Origin of the sequence: Micromonospora coriariae, from assembly GCF_900091455.1 — a bacterium.
GTDB classification, from domain to species: Bacteria; Actinomycetota; Actinomycetes; order Mycobacteriales; family Micromonosporaceae; genus Micromonospora; species Micromonospora coriariae.
The window spans coordinates 4,306,656-4,325,627 of record NZ_LT607412.1 but is presented as its reverse complement, the minus strand read 5'-3'; the positions used below and the strand labels follow the sequence as shown (position 1 = coordinate 4,325,627).

The following is an 18,972-nucleotide window of genomic DNA, read 5'->3' as shown; positions in this document are numbered from 1 at the left end:
ACGTACAGCCATCCGTACAGCCAAGCCCGCCCGCTTACGCCGACGCTGCCCGACAACGACGGACGTGCTGACCAGGAGTGCCATCACCTGACCAGCCACCCGCGATCTTCTTCTAATCCCAGGGCCACTGCCGCCGTTCCGGTGCGGAGATCAGCGGACACGGATGGCCCAGACGTGCGACGGGTCAACTTGCTCTGATCCAACCCACCACGCGTCAGATGCCACATCGATCGCCTGGTCTACCCACGGTTGAACGATGGCGGCTGTCGCGTCGGTGATCGCCCACTCGTCGACGATCCAGCCCTCGCTGGTCATGCGGACGTGGGATCTCAACGGTTCGATCACTTCCAGCGGCAGGACCCATGACCCTTCAAGGTAGCCGTCATCACCGAACTTGCTGACGACGTTCACCGCATGCACGAGCGCGACCGTACCAACATCGGCGATGTTCACCGGTCCTCATCCAGTCCTCAAGACGCCGAGCCGCCACCACCGTCAGTGAGAGATGCCGGAAGGCAAATCGCAGCTCAACCAACGGTTGGCCAGGTAGGCGAGTCGGGAAACATGATCTCGTAATGCGTAGGTCACCGTGCCATCCACGTGCCAGTAGCCAGTACCTCGGACGGTCACCAGGGGGCACGAACGGTCGCGAACTTTTGCCCTTGACCTGGCCCACCAGGCCCTTGTCGGTCGTGATCTTCGTCCTTCCAAACTGAAGCTTTCACGCCCTCAAGATCAGGGCGTCCCCAGGGCGTCAGGGCGTCAGGGCGTCTCCAGGGCGTCGAACGCCAACCAATGATGACCGCCAACGCCCATAGACAGCCTGAAATACAACCAGGTCGCAGCCTTGATCGAGGCTGCGACCTGGTGGGCGACGGACGAGTCGACCTGTACGCCGGATTCTGTGCGCGGCGCGTACCCCGAGGGGTCTGCGCCGGCGGCGGCCATCCATCTCGGCCTGCCGTTGCCGGCAGGCTCCAGCGGCCTACCCGCAGACATCGGGCGGGCAGCCCTCAAGCGTCTGCGCCGGGTCGTCATCTTGCGGTGACGGCCCTTACTTGGCCTTGCTCCGGGTGGGGTTTACCAAGCCACCCCGGTCACCCGGGGTGCTGGTGGGCTCTTACCCCACCGTTTCACCCTTACCGGCCCCGATGGGGCCGGCGGTCTGTTTTCTGTGGCACTGTCCCGCGGGTCACCCCGGGTTGCCGTTAACAACCACCCTGCCCTGTGGAGTCCGGACGTTCCTCGGCGGCGGGCCGAAGCCCGCCGACGCGGCCGCCCGGTCGACTCGTCCGTCGCGCTCTCATCCTAACGACGGGCGGCCCACCGGTATTGCCACCCCGCCTGGTCAAGATCGCGCAGCTCAGGGGCGGTGGTGGCGGTCATCGGGCGGGAGTCCGGCGTACCCACCCGCCCGGGCGGGGTCTAGCCTCGTGGGGCTATGGATCTCTCCCACGCCGCGCTGCTGCTCGCCGCCGGTCTCGCCGCTGGCACGGTCAACGCGGTGGCCGGTGGTGGCTCGCTGATCACCTTTCCAGCGATGATCGCGGTCGGGCTGCCCCCGGTGCCGGCGAACGTCAGCAACTCCGTCGCCGTGTTCCCCGGGTACCTGTCCAGCGTGGCGGGCAGCCGGGCGGATCTTCCGCGCGGACGGGCGCTGGCCACGCTGGTACCCACCACGATCGTCGGCACCATCCTCGGGGCACTGCTGTTGCTGGCCACCCCGGCCCGCGCGTTCGAGGTGGTCGTGCCGTTCCTGGTGCTCGGTGCGACCGCCGTGCTCGCGTTCCAGGACCCGCTGCGCCGGCTGGTCGGTCACCCACGGGACATGTCGCCGCGCCAGCGGACGGTCGCGGTGCAGACGATGGTCGGGCTCGGCGCGGTGTACGGCGGGTACTTCGGCGCGGCGCTCGGCGTGATGCTGGTCGCCGGGCTGGCGCTGGTGCTGGACGCGACGCTGGCCCGGGTGAGCGCGATCAAGAACCTGCTCTCCGCGGTGGTGGGTTTCACCACGCTGGTGGTGTTCGCCCTGTTCGGACCGGTGAACTGGGCCGCCGTCGCGATGGTCGCCCCGGCCACGCTGATCGGCGGGTACGTTGGCGCCCGGCTGGTCCGCCGGCTGCCGCCGGTGCTGCTCAAGACGATCATCGTGGTGTTCGGCACGGTGATCGGGCTCTATCTGCTCTATCGCGCCCTGAGCTGACACCGGCGGCAGCGGGGACCGCGCGGTCAGTACGCCTCGCCGACCGGCTCCTCGGGGGCGTGTTCGGTGCCGGCGGCCGCCCGGTTCCACCGGGACCAGAGCACCCGCTCGCCGTAGCCGGCGGCCATCACGTGCGCGAAGGCCAGGTAGACCAGCACACCGACGGCGAGTACGCCGAAGCCGACCCAGAACGGCATCGACAGCGAGTGTTCGGCGAGCTTGCCGGAGATGATCGGCGCGGGCGCGGCGGCACCCCAGCGGACCAGGTTGAACGCGCCGGTGGCCACCCGGCGGTCGCTGGAGCCGAGGCCGAGCGCCAGGTCGGTGAGGTTGGCGTTGGCCAGACCCATGCAGAGCCCGGCCAGCACCAGCACGACGAGCGCCTCGGTGGTGCTGGTGGAGGTGGCGAAGAGGACCATGCAGACCAGCAGCCCGGCGATGGCCACGCCGACGGTCTGCACCGCGCCGATCCGGTGGGCCAACCGGTGGCCGATCAGCAGGATGCCGGCGGCCAGGCCGAGCCCCCAGCCGGTGAACGCCAGCCCCAGCGGGATGACGTCCAGGCCCAGGAAGAGCGGCGTGTAGCCGAGTACCACGAAGAAGACGAAGTTGTACGTGCCGGTCACCACGCAGAGCGCGATGAACGCGGGACGGCGGTAGGTGGCGAAGATCTGACCGACGCGTACCGGCGCCTGCCGGTTGGTCGGCTCGCGCAGCTTGCGGGCGGCCACGCCGAGCGCCAGCACCATGAACACACCGCAGACGAAGAACGGCAGTCGCCAGCTGACCTCGCCGAGGAGGCCGCCGATCAGCGGGCCGACCGCGAAGCCGAGGCCGAGGGCGGTCTCGAAGAGGCCGACCACCCACTCCCGGTCGACCGCGAGGTTGACCAGCACCACCATGGCGGTGGCGAAGAACATCGCGTTGCCCAGCCCCCAGACGCCGCGCAGCACGGACAGCTGCACGATGTTGTCGCTGAACGAGGCGAGGATCGCGGCCAGGCCGACCACGGAGACTCCGGCGATCAGCACCGGCTTGAAGCCGAACCGGCCACTGGCCAGGGTCGCCGGGATCATGCCGAGGGCCATCACCGCGATGTACGCGGTGAACAGCAGCTCGACCTGCCAGGCTGTGACCCCGATCGCGTCGCCGATGGCCGGCAGGATCGGGTCGACGACGGCGATGCCGGCGATCGCGAGGAAGGCCACCAGTGTGGTGGCGTAGATGGCACTGCGGTTCGGTTCGGAACGCCGATCCACTCCGACTCCCCAATTAGCTGTATGGTACAGGTAGTTATCTTGTATCATACAGCTATGAGCGATGACCCCTACCGGGACGCCGAAGCCGAGACCGACGAGGTCACCCTGGGCCGGATCGAGACCGAGGTGGCCCTGCTGATGCGCTTCGGCGAGGCGACCCGGCGGGCCACCGGCACCGCCGAGCACCGGGTGCTCGACCGGGCGGCGTACGTGATCCTGCGTCACCTGGACACCGCCGGCCCGCAGAACGTCTCCGCGCTCGCCGCCCGACTCAACCTGGACGGCTCGACCGTCACCCGGCAGGTGTCCGCGCTCCAGCGCGACGGCCTGATCACCCGTACCCCGGACCCGTCCGACGGCCGGGGCACCGTCATCTCCCCCACCGCCACCGGGTTGCAGCGGATGGCCGCGGTGCGGGCCGCGCGGACCCGGCTCTACGGCGACATGCTCGGCGATTGGCCCGCCGAGGACCGGGAAACCCTCGCTGTGCTGCTGCGCCGCCTCAACGAGGCCCTGGAATCGCGCAACCGCCCCCGCTGAACCGCCGCGCGCACGCCGCACCCACAGCGCAGCGCGCCGAAACGAAAGGAAGGGTCCCTTCTTAACGCGAGGCGTTAAGAAGGGGCCCTTCCTTCGCGGGGACCTTAGGCGACCGGCTCCCGGGCGGAGTCGGCGTCGCGCTCGGTGCCGGGGGTGACCCGGGGGTCGCCCTCGTCGGCGAAGTAGTCGTCCGGCGTGGTGCCGTCGACCCCCTCGGCCACCTTGGCGGCGCGCAGGGCCAGCGTTACCAGCGCCGCGACCGCCAGGTTCACCAGCACCGCCACGATGCCCACGTAGATCGTCTTGGTGGTGTCGAACCCGAACTCCGACAGCGGGAACGCCGAGCCACCGAAGTGCTTCCGGGTGGGGCTCGCCACCTGGTAGAGCATCCACATGCCCAGGCCCATGCCGGCAACCCAGCCGACGATGAGCCCGGTGCGGTGGAACCAGCGGGTGTAGAGACCCAGCGCCACCGCCGGCAGCGTCTGCAGGATGATCACGCCGCCGATCAGCTGGAGATCGATGGAGAACTGCGGGTCCAGGAAGACGATGCAGGCCACCGCGCCGACCTTCACCACCAGCGAGGTGATCTTCGAAACGTTCGCCTCCTGCGCCGGGCTGGCGTCCCGCTTCAGGTACTCCTTGTAGACGTTGCGGGTGAACAGGTTCGCCGCCGCGATCGACATGATCGCCGCCGGCACCAGCGCGCCGATGCCGATCGCCGCGTACGCCACGCCCGCGAACCAGTCCGGGAACTGCTGGTCGAAGAGCAGCGGGACGATGGTGTTGTTGTCCACGCTGCCTTCCGACGCACCCGGCAGCGGCTTCACGCCGGCCGCGATGGCCATGTAGCCGAGCAGCGCGATCAGCCCGAGCAGCAGGCTGTACGCCGGCAGCGCCGACATGTTCCGCTTGATCACGTCACGGTTCCTGCTGGCCAGCACGCCGGTGATGCTGTGCGGGTAGAGGAAGAGCGCCAGCGCCGAGCCGAACGCCAGCGTGATGTACTGGAGCTGGTTGTTGCCGTTGAGCAGGATCCCGTCGTTCGGGTTGGGTGAGGCGTCGAACTTCGCGTCCGCGGCGGCGAAGATGTCGCCCCAGCCGCCCAGCTTGTACGGCAGGTAGACGATCGCCACCAGGATCACGATGTAGATCAGCGTGTCCTTGACGAACGCGATCAGCGCCGGCGCGCGCAGCCCCGACTGGTAGGTGTAGGCCGCCAGGATGGCGAACGCGATGATGATCGGCAGGTGCCGGGCCAGTGCGTTGTCGCCGGTCACCCCCATCGTCTTGAGGACCGCCTCGATGCCGACCAACTGCAACGCGATGTACGGCATGGTGGCCACGATGCCGGTGATCGCGATCAACAGCGCCAGCACCGGCGAGTCGAACCGGTTGCGGACGAAGTCGGCCGGCGTGACGAACCCGTGCCGGTGTGACACCGACCAGAGCCGGACCAGCACCAGGAAGACCAGCGGGTAGATCACGATGGTGTACGGCACGGCGAAGAACCCGGCCGCGCCGGCCCCGAACATCAGCGCCGGCACCGCCACGAAGGTGTACGCGGTGTAGAGGTCACCGCCGACCAGGAACCAGGTGATCCAGCCGCCGAAGCTGCGCCCGCCCAGCCCCCACTCGTCGAGGTGGGCCATGTCCTTCGGGGCACGCCAGCGGGCGGCCACGAAGCCCATCCCGCTGACCAGCAGGAAGAGCAGGGAGAAGACGATGATCTCGGTGAGATGGTCCCTCCACATCAGCGCTCACCCCGCTTCTTCGTCATCTGGTAGACCAGCGTCGTGGTGGCCACGCCGAGCAGGATCCAGGCGAGTTGCAGCCAGTAGTAACGCGGGAACCCGAAGATTCGGGGAGAGTCGCCGTTGAAGAAGGCCGGGATCAGCGGCACCACGATGGGGATGAAGAGCAACCAGTTCCAGGGGCTGTGGTCCTTCGCCCTGGACGGCGCCGTGGTGGGCGCCTCCGGTTCCGGTGCAGCCATGTGACACACCTCCGGGAAGTATGGCTCGCGATGTAACGGCCGGAGGCTACGACTCTGTGACCGCTGTCACGTGCGCTGCGCGGAGGGTGCTGCGCCGAGCGGCCGACGGCATGCGCCGAACGGCGCGACCGGTCGGGCCGGACGGGCGAGCAGGTTCGGCCGGATCAGCCAGCGGAGAGGTGGGCGGTGTCGTTGACCGTGCGCACAGCGACGCCGCCGTCGGGCCACATGTCGAGCACCGAGATGCCGGCCGCGTCCAGGAAGAGCCGGTGCAGGAAGCCGTCGCTGGCCGCGAGCGCGTCCCGCAGCACCAGCTTGATCGGCGAGACGTGCGAGACGACCACCACGGTCTCCCCGGGGTACGCCGTGAGCAGCCCGGCGATCACCCGGTGGCAGCGCTCGGCCACGTGGGTGAACGACTCACCGCCCGGCGGGGCGATCCGGGGTGAGGCGAGCCAGGCGTCCATCTCCCCCGGCCACTGCGCGCGCACCTCGGCGAAGGTGCGCCCCTCCCAGTCCCCGAAGTCGCACTCGATCAGGTCGTCCTCGGTGCGTACCGGCACGTCGCCGAGCGCCCCGGCGATCGCCGCCGCGGTCTGCGTACACCGGGACAGCGGTGAGCTGAGCACGGCCGCGACGGACGGGGCCAGCGCGGCAACCCGGGTCGCGGTGGCCCGCACCTGGGCCCGGCCGCGCTCGGAGAGCGGCACGTCGCCCCGGCCGGAGTAGCGCCGCTGCTCGGTGTACGGGGTCTCGCCGTGCCGGACCAGGATCAGTCGGGTGGCGGTGAAGCTGGGTCGCGGCTCCCAGGAGGCCGGCGCGGTCGCCGGGTCGCTGCCGGTGGCGGCGCTGGGGACGGCGGCGCTGGGGGTGGGCGTGGCGACAGCGGTGGTCGTCGCGGGCCGCCCGGCGGCGGCGTCCATCGCGGCGTTGGCCAGCGCGTCGGCGTGCCGGTTCTGCTCGCGGGGGATCCAGGCGAACCGGACCGCCGCGAACCGGCCCACCAGGCCGGCCGCCTGGGCGGCGAGCGGTCGCAGGCCGGGGTGCTTGATCTGCCACCGGCCGCACATCTGCTCGACCACCAGCTTGGAGTCCATCCGGACGTCCACCTCGGCGGCGCCCACCTCGGCGGCGGCCGCCAGCCCGGCGATCAGCCCCTGGTACTCGGCGACGTTGTTGGTCGCCGTACCGATCGACTCGGAACGCTCGGCGAGCACCTCGCCGGTCTCCGGGTCGCGCACCACCGCGCCGTAGCCGGCCGGGCCCGGGTTGCCCCGGGACCCGCCGTCGGCCTCGACGACGACCACGCGCGGCGCCACGACCTACAGACCCGACTCGTTGGTGCGGACCATGATCCGCCGGCAGTCCTCGCAGCGGACCACGTCGTCCGGGGCGGCCTTGCGGATCCGGGCCAGGTCGGCGCCGGAGAGCTCCAACCGGCAGCCGCCGCAGCGACCCGCGGTGAGCAGCGCGGCGCCCAGCCCGGTGTCCTGGCGGATCTTGTCGTAGAGGGTGACCAGCTCGCTCGGGAGGTCGGCGGCGAGTGGCTGACGGGCGCCCCGCTTGAACTCCTCCTCCTTGGCGATCTCGGCCAGCGCCTCGTCCCGGCGCTGCTCGGTGGCGGCCCGCTTCTCCCGGGTCTCGGCGAGCCGCTGCTCCACGCCGTCCAGCACGCTCTGCGCGGTCTCCCGCTGCTCCATCAGCTCCAGCTCGGCGTCCTCCAGGTCGCCCTGGCGCCGGTTCAGCGAGACCAGCTCGTGCTGGAGCGCCTCCAGCTCCCGGGCCGGCCCGGTGCCGGCGGCCAGCCGGTTCTGGTCCTTCTCCTTACGGGCCCGAACCTGGTCGACGTCCTTCTCCAGCCGGGCGATGTCGCGGTCCAGGTCGTCGACCGCCACCTGGGCGCGGACCCGCTCGTCCTCGAGCGACGACAGCTCCCGGGCCAGCGCCTCCAGCTCCGCCCGCTCGGGCAGCGAACGCCGGCGGTGGGCGAGCTGAGCGAGGTTGGTGTCGATCGCCTGGAGGTCGAGCAGGCGGCGCTGCACCTGGGGGTCAGCCTTCACGGTCGGGCTCCTTGTCGTCCACAACGGGTGCGGCGGCGTGTACGGTCCACGGGTCGGTGTCCAGGTCGGACACCAGCGTCTCGACGCCCGGCGCCTCCCGCAGGAGGGCGGCCAGGTCATCCAGCCACGGTCGTTCAGTCGCCCAGTGGGCGGCGTCGATCAGGGCGGGACCATCGGCGGCGAGGTGCTCGCCGGCCGGGTGGTGCCGCAGGTCGGCGGTGAGGAACGCGTCCACTCCGGCGGCGGTCGCGGCGCCGAGGAAGCTGTCCCCCGACCCGCCGCTGACGGCGAGGGTACGAACCATACGCCCGGGATCCCCCGCGGCGCGAACTCCCCACGACGTGACGGGGAGCACCGCGGCGGCGTGCCGGGTCAGCTCGGCGAGGGTCATCGGGCGCTGCAGTTCGCCGATCCGGCCGATACCCCGCTCGTCGCCGTACGCGGGCGACCCGGGCGCGGGCCGGTGCAGCGGGCGCAGCCCGGTCAGCCCGAACCGGGCAGCGAGGGCATCGGAGACACCCGGGGAGGCCACGTCGGCGTTGGTGTGCGCCACGTAGAGCGCCACCCCGGCCCGGATCAGCTGATGGACGATCCGCCCTTTGAACGTCGTCGGAGCGACCGAGGAGACCCCCCGCAGCAGCAGCGGGTGGTGCGCGACGATCATGTCGACGCCGGCGGCCAGCGCCTCGGCGACCGTCTCGGGCACCACGTCGACCACGCAGAGCACCCGGTGGACCGGGGCGGTCGGCTCGCCGAGCACCAGCCCCACCCGGTCCCACTCCTCCGCCCAGACCGGCGGGTAGCGCCGTTCCAGCTCGGCCACCACGTCGGTCACCGTGGGGGTGGATCCGCATACGCTCACGGCGGGCCAGCTTACCGTCGCCCGGGCCTCAGGGCGGCGACGCCCGGCCCGGCAGCGTCCGGCGATCCGGCGGCGAGCCGGACAGGCCCGCCCGGCGACCCGGCGGCGAGCCGGACCACGCCCGCCCGACGTCAGGCGGCGCTGCGCGAGCCGGCGAGCAGTGCGGCCAGCGGCATCTGCCACGGGAACGCGTGCAGGTGCTGCTCGCCAGATCCCGGCGGGTGCAGGGCGACCACGTGATCGCCGAAGAGCACAGTGACCCCCCATTCGGCCAGCCGGGCAATGCCGGCCCGGAACGCCGGGTGGGCGGCCATCGCGGCGTTGGTGTACGGCACCGCCACGATGGGGACGCCCTTGCCCTGCGCCTCGACCAGCAGACCGAGCGCGAGGGTGTCGGCGATCCCGGCCGCCCACTTGTTGACCGTGTTCACGGTGGCCGGACAGACGATCATGGCGTCGGCTGGCGGCAGCACGTCCGGGTCACCGGGGTTCTTGTAGTGCGTCCGCACCGGGTGGCCCGTCTGCCGGATCAGGGCGGACCTGTCGACGAACTTGGCGCCGTCCGGCGTGGTGATCACGCAGACCTCCCAGCCGTCCTGCTGGGCAAGGTCGACCAGGCGGCCGACGTGCCGGGCCAGCGGCGAACCGCAGGCGATGACGTAGAGCACCTCGCGGTGCCCGCTGGTGCGCTGTGAACCGGCCATCAAACCGGCTCCGCGCTCATACCCCTACTCCCATGTGCTCAGCCAACTCCGCTACCGGAGAAGGCGGCGCACCACGTGTGCGACGCAGGATGTCCGACATCACCTCGTGCGCGATCGGCCGGCAGCGGATCTCCGACGGGGCGAGCCGGTCGCCGCGCAGCAGCATCTCGCCGGCGTTCGCCACGTCGCCGACCTGAGCGAAACCGCGGGCGATGTCGAGCAGGTGGTGCGCCCGGCGCTCGGGCAGCAACGCGTTGAAGGAGGGCTCCACGATGCGCAGCTGGTGCACCTCCACCGCCCGCCCCCCGTCGCCCAGCTCGACCGCGGCCGCGGCCCGGTGCAGCTCCACGTTGGTCGGGCCGAACGAGGTCCAGTAGTGGTTGTGGTCGCCGCCGAGCAGCGTGGCCGCCTCCTCGGCGCCGTTGATGAGGTCGTCGACGGTCGCCGAGTCACCGATCCGGGAGGCGGCCATCGCGCCCTGGAGCAGCAGCATCCCGTAGACGGAGAGCCGGGCCGCTGTGGCGTCGTTGCCGCCACCGGGTGCGAGCCGGTTGGCGATGGTGACGTTCAGCTCCAGCGCCGGACGGGCGCGGCCCATCGCGACCAGCGCGTTGCACACCCGGGTGGTGGCGATGCCGGCCAGCAGCGGGTCGTCGGCCCGCTGGGCCACCGCCATCGAGCGGTCCGCGGCCAGCCAGGCCAGCTCGCACTCGCCGAGCTTGCGCAGCACCGAGGACGCGATCTGGTAGACCTGCCCGAGCAGGTGGGCCGCCTCCGGGGCCTGCTCGCCACCGTAGCCGGCGTCGGCCGCCTGAGCGTCGCGCAGCAGCTTCGGCAGCGCCCGGGTGAGCATCCCGTAGCGGCCGTACTGGTAGGTGAGCCAGGCGTGGTTGACGGCCTTGCGCATGTCGTCCAGCGGGGGCGGGTACGGTGCCGCGTCGAAGTACGCGCTCATCGAGTCGTACCGCTCCAGCGCGGCCCTGATCTCCTGCACCTCGACCTGGTCGATGCAGTTCAACGCGTCGGTCCGCCGCTCCGGGTCCTTGCCCATCAGCAGCTGCACGTCCACCTGGAGGATGTCGGCGATCTCGTAGAGGACCGAGAACTTGTCCAACCGACGGACGCCGCGCTCGACCTTGTCCACCCAGCTCTTCGACTTGCCCAACCGGTCCGCGAAGACCTGCTGCGACATCTTGCGTCGCCCCCGCCAGTAGGCCACTCGCCGCCCTATGGGTAGCTCGTCCATCTCCCCATCCCTCCCCCTGCCGCCCCGGCCATCGGGCCCGGGCGATGTCCGCGGGTGCGGCGATCCTCGTGCATCTTCAGGTTTTCGCTGGTCGCACAGCCAGTGCGTCAGCCGTACAGCCAGTCCTCGTACTTTTCGTGCAAGTTGCACGAGCCGTTCGTCAACCTCAACGATCGTGGGTTACGGCAGTGACGGTGCTCGACATGCGACCTGGCGTTCGCCGGGCCCGATGAGGGGAGATGGCACATGTTGGGGAACGTCGGACCGCGCGTCGCCGAACTGTCGCCGTTGGAACGGGTCCGGCTGCGCCGGGTCGCCGTGCGGTACGCCGCGCACGGGTGGGAGGTGACCCCGGGGGCGTGCCTGGCCCGCAGCCGGTTCGTCTGCGGCCGGGCCGGCTGCCCCACCGTGGGCTGCCACCCGGCACTGGAGAACTGGGAGCTGGCGGCCAGCGCCGACCCGGCCCGGGTGGCCACCTGGTGGCGGAGCCGCCCGCACGGCGTGCTGCTGCCCACCGGTCGGGCCTTCGACGTGCTGGAGGTGCCGGCCCACCTCGGCCGGCGCGTGCTCGACGCGGTGCAGATCCACCCGGCCGGCACCGGCGTACGCGGGCCGGTGCTGGTCACCCCCACCGGACGCTGGATGTTCCTCGTCCGCCCCGGTGATGCGCTCCGGCCGGAGCTGGAGCACTGCTTCCACGTGGTCCGGCACGGGCCGGGCTCGTGGATCCCGGCGCCGCCCACCCGGCTGCCGGAGGGGACGGTCCGTTGGGCGGTCGCCCCGGAGCAGGCCCGCTGGCAGCTCCCGGATTCCTACCTGGTGCAGAACACGTTGATCGAGGCGCTGCGCGCCACCGGTGTGACACTCACCCCCGACCTGCTCCCCGGTCACCTGCCGCTGCCCCGGCGGGGCATGTGAACCCGCCCCGGCAGCCGATCGATCCGGTCGTCGACAGCGTCGCCGGGGTGCCCGTCCTCGTTGACAGGAGGACGGCGCGAACGCGCGCCACGAGCGGGGGAATGATGTCCACGGACGACAGAGCATCTCATCCCGGCGGCACCGAACCGCCCCGTCGCAGCCACCGGCGGCACCGCTGGGCCGGCACCCGCCCGTCCGGCTCCCGCCCCGGTCGACCCCGCCCCACCGGCTCCCGCCCCGCCGGCACCCACCGTCCGCTCCGCTAGTCCGTCAGGGGCAGGTTGGCGGAGTGGAACTGGTACGCGTCGTCGGTGATGACGGCGTGGGTGTGGTCGGCGAGCCGGTCCAGCCAGCCGATGCCGGCGACCCCCATGGCCAGGGCCGCGGTGGCGTACGCGTCGGCCACCCCGAGGTCGGTGCCGACCACAGTGACCGAACGCAGCCCACCGGCCGGGGCGCCCCGGCGTGGGTCCAGCACGTGCCGGCCGCGCTCGTAGACACCGGAGGTGGCCACGGCCAGGTCGGTCCCGGTGAGCACCAGGCAGGTCGCCATCGCGTCCCACGGGTGCCGGATGCCGATCCGCCACGGCTCCCCCGACGGGGAGCAGCCGCGCACCCGCACGTCCCCGCCGGCGTTCACGCAGTGGTTCGCCGCGCCGGCCGCGAGCAGCCGGTCCGAGGCGACCTGCGCCGCCCAGCCCTTGACGAACCCCGACGGGTCGAGCCCGCCGGTGGCGTACGCGTCGAAGAACCCGTCGGTGGCGCCCCACAGGTCGGCGCAGGCCTCCAGCACGAACCGCAGGTCCTCCGACGCCTCGGAGAGCAGCACCTCGCCCCGGTCGAAGCTGCTCACCTCGCTGTCCGCCCGGTACGTGCTGAACCGGGCGTCCACCTCGCGCATCCAGGTGAAGACCTGATCGGCCAGCTCGTGCAGCGTCGCCGGCGGCAGGTCGTCGGCGAGGTCCAGGGTGATCGCCGTACCCATGATCTGCTCGACCCGGCACAGCCCGGGTCGGGTCATCGCCGCCGGCACGTCAGAACGCCTGCTCGATCGCGCCCCGCAGCGACTGCTTGTAGGAGTTGCTGGTCTCGGTGGCGCCGGAGACGGTGTCGAGGTTGGCGCTCTGCTTCCGCACCACCTCGCCGCCTGTGCCGTTGTACCTGTCCCGGACATCGCCGCTGTGGATGTCGGACTCTCCCCCGCTGGGCAGGGACAGCGAGATGGCCTCGACGATCCGGTTGCCGGAGATCACGATCTGCACCTGCACGTACCCGTACTCGTTGTCCACGCCCGGCCCGGTGACCCGGCGGGTGCTCGGCTGCGGCGCCTTGGTGGTCCGCTGTGCGGAGGGGGCCTTCGCGGTGGTGCGGGTGCTCGACGGGCGGGCGGTACTCCTGCTCGGCTTGGGCGACGTGGGGGCGTCGGCGGTCACCGACGGCTTCGGGGCGGCGCCAGCCGGAGCGGCGCTCGGGTCGACGCCCTGCGGGGTGGGGTTGACCGGCTGGGCGGCCGGCAGGTCCTGGGCGACCGGGGTGGTGCCCGGCGAGCCCTTGAGAACCACCAGCGCGGTGGTGCTGGCGGCCAGACCGGTGATCGCGAGGAACGCGCGACGCATGCGATGCCTTCCTACAACTCGAAGGTGGCCAGGTGGATCTGGCGGCGGGGCACGCCGGCCCGGCGCAGCGCGCGCACCGACTGTTCGACGAGCCCGGGCGGCCCGCACAGGTACACGTCGCGCCGGGCCACGTCGGGCACCAGTTGGCGCAGCCCGTCCGGGCTCATCAGCTCGCGGGGGCCGGGGTCGTCGCGGGAGCCGATGACGTACCAGATCGAGGTCCCCCGGGCCTGGGCCAGCCAGTCCAGCTCCCGGCTCAGGAGCACGTCGGCCGGGGTACGGGCCCGGTAGATCAGCGCCGCGCCCGGCGGCAACTCCTCCAGCATGGCCCGGATCGGCGTGATGCCGCTGCCGCCGGCGATCAGCAGTGCCCGGTCGCGGACCCGGTGCGCGGCGGTGAAGGTGCCCGACGGGCCCTCCGCCCAGACCCGGGTGCCCGGGTCCAGGTCGCGCAGGTCGGCCGTGTGCGCGCCGACCACCTTGACGGTGAGCCGCAGCCAGCGCCCGTTGGCCGCGGCGGAGACGGAGAACGGGTGCGACTGCCACCAGCAGCCCCGGGTGAGGAAGCGCCAGCGGAAGTACTGCCCGCCGAGCATCGCCAGCCGGTCCAGCCGCTCACCTGTGAGGTAGATGGAGATCGTGTCGGGGCTCTCCGCGACCACGTCGGCGACCCGCAGCCGGTACCGCAGGTTGAACGCCAGCGGCGTGATCACCCGGCCCCACAGCAGGGCGGCGACCACCAGCAGGTAGAGCCCGATCCAGCCGGTGCGTACCGGCCCGGGCTTGTAGAGCTGCGCGCCGTGGGTGAACTGGTGTGCGTAGCCGAGCAGCAGCACCAGATAGCTGGACAGGTGCAGCAGGTGCCACAGCTCGTAGGGCAGTGCCCGCCGGATCGCCCGCATGCTGCTGAACCCGACGAGCACCATGATGCCGGCGGCGACGAACGCGGAGACCATGTCCTCGTAGTCACCGAGCAGCGTGCCGACCTCGGCGACGATCGACTGGTTACGCAGGTCCGCGTAGCCGACCAGGATCAGCGACAGGTGCGCCAGCACGGCCACCAGCAGGGTGGCGCCGATGTCGCGGTGCCAGCGGGCCAACTGCTCGCCGCCGATCCACCGCTCCAGCACCGGCAGCCGGCTCATCATCAGCACCTGCACCAGCAGCAGGTAGCCGGCGACCAGGCCGGTGATCCGGCCGGCGGCCGTCAGGGTCGCCGCTGTGGTCCGCAGCGAGCCGGCGGGGGTCCCCAGCCACCACGGCAGCACGCTGGCGAGCAGGCCGACCAGGAGCAGCGCGGCCAGCAACCGCCGGCCGCCGGGGCCGCGCCGGGCCGGGGTCTGCGGGGGTACCGGCGCAGCCGACCGGCCGCCGTGCCAGGACGTGGTCCCGGTGCGGCGGCCGGCGGCGTGGGTGTGCGAACGCGTCACGCGTACAGCTTCATCGGGGCGTACTTCTGGCGGGGGAAGACCTTGTCCACCTCCGCGTTGGTGAGCCCGAACCGGCCCTGCGCCACCGCGCCGTACACGTTGAACATGTTGTTGTACTCCGGCACGTCACCGGAGTCGAGCTTGTCGAGGCCGTTCCAGGTGCCGAGCAGCGAGCCGGCCAGCTTCTTGCCCGAGAGCAGGGTGATGACCCCGCCGTGCCCGTGGTCGGTGCCGCCGCTGTTGGAGCCGACCCGCCGGCCGAACTCGCTGGACACCATGATCGTCACGTCGGCGGCCTTCGGTCCGAGGTCGGTGAAGAACGCCGCCATCGCGCTGGCCAGCTCGTTCAGCCGGCGGTGCAGTTGACCCCCCTCGCGGGTGCCCTGGTTCTCGTGCGTGTCGTAGCCACCCATCCCCACCGTGGCGACCCGGACGTTCGCCCCGCCCTTGATCAGCTGAGCGAGCTGCTTGAACGCGTTGCCGACGCCCTGGTACTCGACGCCCGCGGCGGGCTGGTACGGCTTGGCGGCGAGCTTCTGCGCGGTGGCCAGCGCGCCCATGCCGTCCTGCACGGCTTCCTCGACCGGGTGGTTGATCCCGGTGAAGAGCCCCTTGATGGCCTTCTCGGTGGCGGCCCGGAACCGGTCGTCGCCGTTGAGTCGCAGCGAGCCGACGTTGTTCAGCGAGAGCGCGCCGTTGTTGCCGACCAGCGAGCGGGGCAGCATGCTGCCGACGCCGACGCTGCGGAACGCGGTGCCTTTGCCGAGGTTGTCGACCAGGCCGTCCAGCCAGCCCCGGCCACCGGTCTCGTTGGGCAGCCCGCCGAGGTTGCAGGCGTCCGCGGCCTGGAAGTGGCTGCGGGACAGCCGCTCGTCGGAGACCGCCGGGATGAAGCCCAGCTGGCCGGCCTTGAGCCACTGCTCCAGCGGCTTGAACGCGCTGGTCAGCTTGAAGCCGCGGCCCAGGGCCAGCGAGTCGTTGCCGAGCAGCAGGTCGGGGCGGGCCTTGGCGAGCACCGGATCGTTGTCCGGCGCGATCAGGCTCAGCCCGTCCAGCCCGCCGTAGAGGAAGACGTGGATCAGGGTGCCGGTCTTGGTCGCCGCGAACGACGCCGAGGTGGTGACGAACTGGGCGGTGGCCAGCGCGGTGGCGGTGGCCGCGGCACCGGCGACGAAGGTCCGTCGGGTCACGCCGCGACCGTCCTGCTGGGCCTCCTCCAGGTCCTCCAGGGTGCGGTAGCGGTCGGCCTCGGCGGCGTTCTCCGCGGCGACGAGGTCGGCCTCCGCCCGCAGCAGCGCCTCGGCCGGGTTGTCGGCCAGCCGCCGCAGGTCGGGGCATTCGGGGTGCAGGGGGAAAGAGTTGTACACAGTCTTCTCCATCGGGTGCCTCACCGGAGGTGGTGCTGGGGGGACGCGAGGATCGCCCGCGCGACGGCGGTGATGGCCCCGTTGAACGTGGCATCGACCTTGGCGCTCGCCGGCACGCCGGCCACGCCGAGGATCAGGTTCCTCTCCCGGGCGCTCAGCTTCTGGTTCACCAGCCGCTGGGCCAGCGCGTCCACGTACGCCCCGGCGGTCGCCGGCGGCTTGGCGACCAGCTTCTCCGGCGCCCGGTACGTGAAGGTGGTGCGGTAGCCGGCCAGGATCTCGCCGGCCTCGTTCCAGCCGTTGACCATGGCGCCGGCCGAGGTCCACGCGACGTAGACGTCCGGGTAGCCGTCCGGGGTGGGCTGGCCCATCGGGTACTGGCCCAGCTCGCGCAGCTTGTCGTGGATCTGCCGCAGGCCGCGGGCGAACGGGGTGCGCTTGCCGTCGCCGTTGTCGTGCTTCGGCGACGGGTCCGGCGAGACGCCCAGGACGCGGTACGTGGAGACCAGGTACTCCATCGGCCGGCGTACCTTCTGGCCGACCGCTGCCCAGAACTCCGAGGAGCTGAACAGGGCCATCAACACCGGCTTGATCAGGCCGTTGTTGGTGGTGTACGTCTTGGCCAGCCGGTCCACGAGGGACTTCGGCGGGGTGTCCGAGACGAACCGGGTCGCCAGGCTCTGCGCCACGTACTTCGCGGTCGACGGGTGCAACGCGATGTAGGTGATGTACCTGTCGATCGCCGCTTCGGCCTTCTTCGGGTCCGCGGAGTTGTTGGCGTGCGTGAAGCCGAGGATCTTCACCTTGCCGACGTAGTGCTGCTCGGGCTTGAAGACGTACTTGCCGTCCTCGACGCCGCGGCCGGTCTGGAGCATGGCCGCCTGGCGCACGTCGGGCTCCTTGTAGCCGCCATCCACGCCGACCGAGTAGAGCTCCAGGTTCTCCCGGGCGAGGTTCTCGTTGATCGCGTCCTTGCGGGAGTCCTTCTGGTTCAGGTAGATCAGCAGCGCGGGGTGCTTGTTCGCGGCGATCAGCATCTCCGGGTAGCTGCCCAGCGCGTGCGCCCGCACCACGTCCTTGTCGAACGAGTTGCGGTACACCTCGCCGCCGTCGAATTCCGCGGCGACGTGCAGGAAGTCGTTCCAGAAGTCGACCATCACCTCGAACAGCTGGCGCTTCGACCAGATCTGCCGGGCGAGGGTGGCGTCGATCATCTCGAGCTCGGGCTGGGCGCCCTGCTCGTTGAGCTTGTCCCGCTGGTCGCGCAGCTGCTGCACCGAGAGCTTCTGCGTGGGCAGCTCGGCGAGCTTCAGCTCGGCCTTGCTCGGCTCGATCTTGTCCGGCTCGAGCTGGGCGCGGATCCAGCCGTCGATGCCCAGCTTCTTGATGTCGGCGACCACCGCGGGCGTCGCCCCGAAGGTGGTCCGCCGGGCCAGGTGCAGGATCGGATCCTTGGCCAGCACTGTCTTGACGGTCACCTTGGTCGCCGCCGCGGCGGCGGCCGGGCCGGAGAACGTCCGGCCACCGGAGGGCGCGTTCTTCTTCAGCGCCTCACCGGCGCGCGAGCCCATGTAGCTCTCGTTCTGCTCGGTGTAGGTGCGCACCGTGCTGGGCTGCTGGCCGCTGGGCCGGGCCGCGGTGCCGTCGGTGACTGTGCTGCCGGTCGCGTCGGCCACCGCGTCGTCACCGAAGAGGCCGCGGAACTGCGGGGTCATGGCGAGCGCCGCGCCACCGGCGACGACCGCGGCGGTGCCGCCGAGCGCCACCATGGCCTTGCGGCGACCGACCTTGCGGCCGGGCTCGTCGTCATCGTCCAGGGTGGGCAGTCCGGTGCCGGCCGGCCGGGCCAGGGCCGGGCGACCGAGGCCCTCCGGGCCGACCCACTGCGGTCCGCGCGGGGCGGGGGCGGGCTGTCCGGCGTGTACGTACCCGTCGGCGTACTGCTCACGCGGGTCGGCCTGGGCCGGGTAGCCACCCTGGTGCGGGTGGAGCGAGTCGTACCCGTCCGAGGTGTGGTGCTGGCGTCCGTCCCAGCCGCGGTCGTCCCGCGGTCGACGTGGTGGCACATTCTGGTCGGCCATGTACCAATCCCGATTTCTGAAGAGCGCCGGAAGCTGCGACCGGGCAGGTGCGGCAGGTGCGGCGACTGTTGCCTGAGGGGGTTGCTACGGCAAAGTAACCAAGGCCCCAGGTGCCTTCAAGGTGGGCGGAAGGCCCCCGTGAGGGCACTTAAGACACCGCTCAGCGCGGCGTTGGCGGCGGGCCGCGTACCGGGGCCGGGGCCGTACCTTCCCAGCAGGGCGGACGCACGCCAGCCGGGTACGGATCGGGCCCCGCCGCCGTACGCGGCACATTCAGCGCCGTTCACCACCACAGGCAAACTTAAGGCTCGGATAAGCCGGACGTGAGGCGCCCTCGCGCGGAGGAAAAGTAGCAGCAACGGGTGAGCGTGAGCCGCCGCCACAGCGGGTATGCCGCCGAACCGCTGAACGCGTGAGGGGAAGGCAGCGCCATGCTCAGCAAAGAGGATCAGCGCAGGTTCGACCAGATCACCCGTCAGCTCCGGGAGAGTGACCCGGCGTTCTTCAACCGACTGGATCACCGTGTCCGGGCCCGCCGAGGCCGCTACCTGATGTTGTTGACCATCGTGCTGTGGGCGTCGCTGCCGGCGATGACCGTGTTCGCCGGCCGGCTGGCCGGTGCGATCTGCGCGGTGGTGCTGGTGGCGAACGCCGCGATCATGTGGCGGTTCCGCCGCCGCTGGACGTAAC

General features: G+C 71.4%; 18 protein-coding genes and 1 other RNA gene. 4 read left to right on the top strand and 15 right to left on the bottom strand.

Annotated features, from left to right (window positions below):
- Positions 1–150: 150 nt before the first annotated feature.
- Together GA0070607_RS20310 and rnpB are read right to left on the bottom strand one after the other, a co-directional pair.
- A complete protein-coding gene (locus tag GA0070607_RS20310; RefSeq protein ID WP_089019614.1) occupies positions 151–453 on the bottom strand; it encodes a hypothetical protein in 303 nt (100 codons plus the stop codon).
- A gap of 422 nt (positions 454–875) precedes the next feature.
- Positions 876–1,291: RNase P RNA component class A (rnpB, locus tag GA0070607_RS20305), an RNA gene on the bottom strand.
- Between the two features lie 150 nt (positions 1,292–1,441).
- Here rnpB and GA0070607_RS20300 point away from each other — a divergent pair.
- A complete protein-coding gene (locus GA0070607_RS20300) occupies positions 1,442–2,203 on the top strand; it encodes a sulfite exporter TauE/SafE family protein (protein ID WP_089019613.1) in 762 nt (253 codons plus the stop codon).
- 26 nt (positions 2,204–2,229) lie between these two features.
- Here GA0070607_RS20300 and GA0070607_RS20295 read toward each other — a convergent pair whose 3' ends face one another.
- Positions 2,230–3,462 carry an MFS transporter gene (locus tag GA0070607_RS20295; protein ID WP_089019612.1) on the bottom strand — a complete coding sequence of 411 codons (1,233 nt, stop codon included), beginning with the start codon at positions 3,460–3,462 and terminating at the stop codon, positions 2,230–2,232.
- A gap of 54 nt (positions 3,463–3,516) precedes the next feature.
- Between GA0070607_RS20295 and GA0070607_RS20290 the strand changes: the two genes are divergently transcribed.
- Entirely contained in the window at positions 3,517–4,002 is a 486-nt protein-coding gene (locus GA0070607_RS20290; RefSeq protein ID WP_089019611.1) for a MarR family winged helix-turn-helix transcriptional regulator, read from the top strand.
- Between the two features lie 104 nt (positions 4,003–4,106).
- Here GA0070607_RS20290 and mctP read toward each other — a convergent pair whose 3' ends face one another.
- The 7 genes from mctP to GA0070607_RS20255 form a co-directional block, all read right to left on the bottom strand.
- Positions 4,107–5,756, bottom strand: a complete 1,650-nt coding sequence (gene mctP, locus GA0070607_RS20285) for a monocarboxylate uptake permease MctP (protein ID WP_089019610.1) — start codon at positions 5,754–5,756, stop codon at positions 4,107–4,109.
- The gene (locus tag GA0070607_RS20280) at positions 5,756–5,998 is read right to left on the bottom strand and encodes a DUF3311 domain-containing protein (protein ID WP_074313313.1); all 243 of its coding nucleotides are present in this window, start codon (positions 5,996–5,998) and stop codon (positions 5,756–5,758) included. Before GA0070607_RS20280 ends, mctP begins: the two co-directional genes overlap by 1 nt.
- Positions 5,999–6,162: 164 nt before the next feature.
- Complete coding sequence (locus tag GA0070607_RS20275) at positions 6,163–7,317, bottom strand: bifunctional RNase H/acid phosphatase (RefSeq protein WP_089019609.1); 1,155 nt, start codon at positions 7,315–7,317, stop codon at positions 6,163–6,165.
- Between the two features lie 3 nt (positions 7,318–7,320).
- Positions 7,321–8,058 (bottom strand): zinc ribbon domain-containing protein, encoded by a 738-nt coding sequence (locus GA0070607_RS20270; protein WP_089019608.1) that lies wholly within the window; start codon positions 8,056–8,058, stop codon positions 7,321–7,323.
- On the bottom strand, positions 8,048–8,884 hold the full coding sequence (locus GA0070607_RS20265; RefSeq protein ID WP_172899208.1) for a Nif3-like dinuclear metal center hexameric protein: 837 nt from the start codon (positions 8,882–8,884) through the stop codon (positions 8,048–8,050). The genes GA0070607_RS20270 and GA0070607_RS20265 overlap by 11 nt, the downstream gene beginning before the upstream one ends.
- Positions 8,885–9,051: 167 nt before the next feature.
- Complete coding sequence (locus GA0070607_RS20260) at positions 9,052–9,624, bottom strand: flavoprotein (RefSeq protein ID WP_089019606.1); 573 nt, start codon at positions 9,622–9,624, stop codon at positions 9,052–9,054.
- A gap of 16 nt (positions 9,625–9,640) precedes the next feature.
- A complete protein-coding gene (locus GA0070607_RS20255) occupies positions 9,641–10,870 on the bottom strand; it encodes a helix-turn-helix domain-containing protein (protein ID WP_089019605.1) in 1,230 nt (409 codons plus the stop codon).
- A 246-nt stretch (positions 10,871–11,116) separates the two neighbouring features.
- Between GA0070607_RS20255 and GA0070607_RS20250 the strand changes: the two genes are divergently transcribed.
- Positions 11,117–11,788 carry a bifunctional DNA primase/polymerase gene (locus tag GA0070607_RS20250; RefSeq protein WP_089019604.1) on the top strand — a complete coding sequence of 224 codons (672 nt, stop codon included), beginning with the start codon at positions 11,117–11,119 and terminating at the stop codon, positions 11,786–11,788.
- A gap of 262 nt (positions 11,789–12,050) precedes the next feature.
- Here the strand turns inward: GA0070607_RS20250 and GA0070607_RS20245 are convergent, their stop codons facing one another.
- From GA0070607_RS20245 to GA0070607_RS20225, 5 genes are read right to left on the bottom strand one after another with little or no spacing between them, the layout of a single operon-like run.
- On the bottom strand, positions 12,051–12,773 hold the full coding sequence (locus GA0070607_RS20245; protein ID WP_089021969.1) for an FAD:protein FMN transferase: 723 nt from the start codon (positions 12,771–12,773) through the stop codon (positions 12,051–12,053).
- A gap of 49 nt (positions 12,774–12,822) precedes the next feature.
- On the bottom strand, positions 12,823–13,404 hold the full coding sequence (locus tag GA0070607_RS20240; protein WP_089019603.1) for an FMN-binding protein: 582 nt from the start codon (positions 13,402–13,404) through the stop codon (positions 12,823–12,825).
- An 11-nt stretch (positions 13,405–13,415) separates the two neighbouring features.
- Positions 13,416–14,834: a ferredoxin reductase family protein gene (locus GA0070607_RS20235; RefSeq protein ID WP_089019602.1), complete on the bottom strand. Its 1,419-nt coding sequence runs from the start codon at positions 14,832–14,834 to the stop codon at positions 13,416–13,418.
- Entirely contained in the window at positions 14,831–16,213 is a 1,383-nt protein-coding gene (locus GA0070607_RS20230) for a DUF1501 domain-containing protein (protein ID WP_089019601.1), read from the bottom strand. Before GA0070607_RS20230 ends, GA0070607_RS20235 begins: the two co-directional genes overlap by 4 nt.
- An 8-nt stretch (positions 16,214–16,221) precedes the next feature.
- Positions 16,222–18,282, bottom strand: a complete 2,061-nt coding sequence (locus GA0070607_RS20225) for a DUF1800 domain-containing protein (protein ID WP_089019600.1) — start codon at positions 18,280–18,282, stop codon at positions 16,222–16,224.
- A gap of 431 nt (positions 18,283–18,713) precedes the next feature.
- On the opposite strand from GA0070607_RS20225, the gene GA0070607_RS20220 reads away from it, so the two are divergent.
- Positions 18,714–18,971 (top strand): DUF3040 domain-containing protein, encoded by a 258-nt coding sequence (locus GA0070607_RS20220; protein ID WP_074313327.1) that lies wholly within the window; start codon positions 18,714–18,716, stop codon positions 18,969–18,971.
- Position 18,972: the final 1 nt, after the last annotated feature.